This is a genomic window from Robiginitalea sp., assembly GCF_049588695.1.
Classification (GTDB): domain Bacteria; phylum Bacteroidota; class Bacteroidia; order Flavobacteriales; family Flavobacteriaceae; genus Robiginitalea.
Genome location: NZ_JBAVZJ010000005.1, coordinates 1 through 3,385, shown reverse-complemented (window position 1 = coordinate 3,385; position 3,385 = coordinate 1). Strand labels below are relative to the sequence as shown.

General features: G+C 48.2%; 3 protein-coding genes. 2 read left to right on the top strand and 1 reads right to left on the bottom strand.

The features are described from left to right. Together WBV75_RS00080 and WBV75_RS00075 are read left to right on the top strand one after the other, a co-directional pair. Window positions 1-1,149, top strand: a 1,149-nt coding sequence (locus WBV75_RS00080; RefSeq protein WP_424118628.1) for an alpha/beta fold hydrolase, incomplete at its 5' end; no start/stop codon positions are given. A gap of 178 nt (window positions 1,150-1,327) precedes the next feature. Beyond that, on the top strand, window positions 1,328-2,659 hold the full coding sequence (locus WBV75_RS00075) for a YfcC family protein (protein ID WP_424118627.1): 1,332 nt from the start codon (window positions 1,328-1,330) through the stop codon (window positions 2,657-2,659). 85 nt (window positions 2,660-2,744) lie between these two features. Here the strand turns inward: WBV75_RS00075 and WBV75_RS00070 are convergent. Continuing rightward, the coding region (locus tag WBV75_RS00070; RefSeq protein WP_424118626.1) for a hypothetical protein at window positions 2,745-3,385 on the bottom strand (641 nt) is incomplete at its 5' end.

Below are 3,385 nucleotides of genomic sequence, written 5' to 3'. Positions count from 1 at the left end.
GTGGGATTCCTTGCAGAGCATCCTTTCCGGCGGGGTCGGGATATTATCCTCTTCGACCAGCGGGGGATTGGCTTGTCTTCAGCCCTTCCGGATATGTCTTTTGATTCCTTTGATATTCTGGCCAGGGACGCCGATCCTGAAATGGAGTTAGCACTGACCCGGAAAATGATTTCAGATTACAGGCTCAAATGTGAGCGGGCCGGGGTAGAGCCCGCTTACTACAACACCCAGCAGAGCGCCCGGGATGTTGGGATGCTCTTTAAACATTTGGGATATGCCAAATACAATCTTTTTGGAGGGTCCTACGGGACGCGCCTCGCCCGGGTGGTTCAGGACTTTTTCCCCGAGATGGTACACACCTCGGTGCTCGATTCCCCGGCTCCCCTGAGTGGAGATTTTCTACTGAATCGCCTGGATAGTTATTCCCTTTCCCTTTCGAGAATATTTGAGTATTGTGCGAATACCCCTCAGTGTAATGAGGAGTACCCGGAGCTTAAGGCGGATTATTTTAAGGCGATTGCCCACCTGGAGAAGTCGCCCCTGGAAGTTACCCTCAGAGATTCCATTCCTTTTGTGATCAATGCTCAGGATGGGGTGTATCTTATCCGGCGCCTGTTGTATCAGGCCAATTCCCGTGAGAAAGCCCCGGAACTCATTCACGCTTTTCTCAATGGGTCGGGTGATGTGCTTCAGGAGGTCCTCGATTTTGAGTATCGCCTTACCGGGGGACTGAACCTTACCATGCTCCTGTCTGTGGAAAAATATGAAAATTTCAACCCGGCCAATACCCCGGAAAAAATCGGGGAGGCTTATCGGCAGTATCCCCTGTTCCCGATAGAGCTTGGCTTTTTTGATGCGTTTTATCAGGCCGGTATGGATTGGCATTCCGGGCATATGCCCATTGCAGAACGTCATTTTCAGGACTCTGATATCCCTTCCCTCATTTTTGTAAATCGCTATGATCCGGTGACCCCACCCGAGAATGGAAGACTTTTTAAAGAGCGGCTGAGCCGGGGCACATTGCTCATTTTGGATGAGGGAGGACATGGGGGAGGTAATGAGGATTGTAAAGATCAGGTGATCGTGAGCTTTATGGATCATCCGCTCCAACCTTTGGAAGTATCCTGTTTGAACTTGTATAAAGAATAGTTTATCCTTCATCCGTACTTATTTTTCGCTTATCCTTAGTGATGTTCATCCGGTTACTCCTTCGCAATTTGAGCTTCGACCAGGCCTGGTTCCCAAATACCAAAAAACAGTACATTTAGAACTCCGATAAATCATGGAGTACACCTGCGTGTTCGGAAAGTTGTAAAGCCAAACTTTTATGAAGAGATTTCCCAACGCCTTCGTCATCCTGCTCGGGGTGATTATTCTATCCTGGATTTTGACCTATGTGATTCCCCAGGGGTCGTATGAGCGGGTAACAGATGTCGAAAGCGGACAAACTACGGTCATCGGGGGATCCTATCAGGAAATTTCGTCGGAATCCCTCAGCTTTTTTGATTTGATGCTGGCAATCCCCCAGGGTCTGGCGAGCCGGGCAGACCTCATTGTGCTCATTCTTCTGATGGGTGGAAGTTTTTACGTCATTGAAAAGACGGGGGCCCTGGGACAGGGTTTACAAGTCCTTGTAGACCAGCTAAAGGGAAAGGAATCCCTGGCCATTGTGATTTTATCTGTACTTTTTGCAGCTGCGGGAGCCACCATAGGGCTGCAGGAGGAGATCATTGCCCTGGCACCCATCCTGATCCTGTTTTGCCGGTCTATGGGTTTTAATGCTTTCGTAGCCCTTGGCAGCAGTTATGGGGCTGCTGTTTTGGGATCCGCATTTAGCCCGATGAACCCGTTTGCCGTGGTCATTGCTCAAAAGGAAGCGCAACTGCCCTTACTTTCAGGTAGTGGATATCGCATGGTTATTTTTGGAATAGCCCTTATCCTTTGGATCGTCTATCTGTGGCGTTATGCCAACAAAAACCGGGTTGCGCCCGTGCCTATGGAGACTCAGGGTAACAGCCTAACCTGGCGCACGGCGTTAATCCTGGTACTGCTCTGCCTGACCTTTGCAGTGGTCACCTACGGACTGGTGTCATTGGACTGGGGTTTTAATGAGATTTCGGCCTGTTTTTTCACCCTAGGAATCGTTTCAGGACTCATCGGAAAGATGGGGATAGACCGTACGGGTTTGATGTACGTGGATGGTATGAAGGAAATGACCTTTGCCGCGGTCATCATGGGTATGGCCAGTACGATTCCGCTATTACTGGAGAAAGGGCAAATCCTGGACACTATTGTATTCGGGCTTTTCACCCCTATAGAAAGCCTGCCACCCAGCGTTTCCGCCCTGGGAATGATGATGGCCCAGGCTGTGCTTCACTTTCCCGTATCGAGCTATTCTGGCCAGGCTTTGCTGACCATGCCAATTTTAACGCCCCTGGCTGATCTTGTAGGGGTCTCGAGGCAGGTTTGTGTACTCGCTTACCAGTATGGGGCCGTAACCATGGATTTTATAGTACCTACCAACGGGGCGTTAATGGCGATCATTGCAGTGGCCGGTATTCCATTTAACAAATGGGTTCGGTTTATATGGAAGCCCCTGCTCTGGCTGTTTCTTGTTGCCGCCACAGGTATCGTTGTGGGAGTTTTGACGGGCTTTTAACTATCGGATTCCAACGAAAATTCCCTACAGGCGTAGTCTCCACTTAGTTGGATCAGGTATTTACTAAAATGTCCAAAAGAACGATTCAACCGGAGGAACTTAAGAATTGCTCAATCTGTGCGATTATGAGTTCGATCTCTTTTTTATGGTCTTCCAGATACAGGCTGTGGGAATCTAAATTGCGCTGCATGCTAAAAAGATCACCAAATAGGAGCGGGTTGGTTCTGAAATCCAGGTCCCTCCCGGAGACAAAGTCATTCTTTATTTGTAAAATCTGCTCGATGTTTTCACGGGTCATCAGCATGGGAGTTATATGGTCCACAAAAATACGAGTCAATTCCTTTACCCGCTCCTGGGTTCCATCTAACAAATTTTCCTGGGCATAATACCTGGATATTACGGTTCTGAGCGTGTCTGAGGAGATCAAATCGATATTCTCAGCGGACAGCATATTATCAAAGGCAACCCTGTTTTGAGTAAAAGCAGAGTATCGAGCAAGCACGGGCATATTCTTTGAAATTTCATTCATGGCCTCCAGGTTGGAATCTGCTTCGAGCATTTTACTGAGACATCTGTTAATGGCTGAGTCTTTCTTTTGGTTAAAGGCAATGGAATTCCCAATAAGTTCAAGATCATCCTGAAGACTGAGTTGAATTTCTTTGAGATAGAGAAGTTCGTTTTTCTTTTGAATCCGGTTGTTATTCCACCCGTCGATCTGCAGTGCCA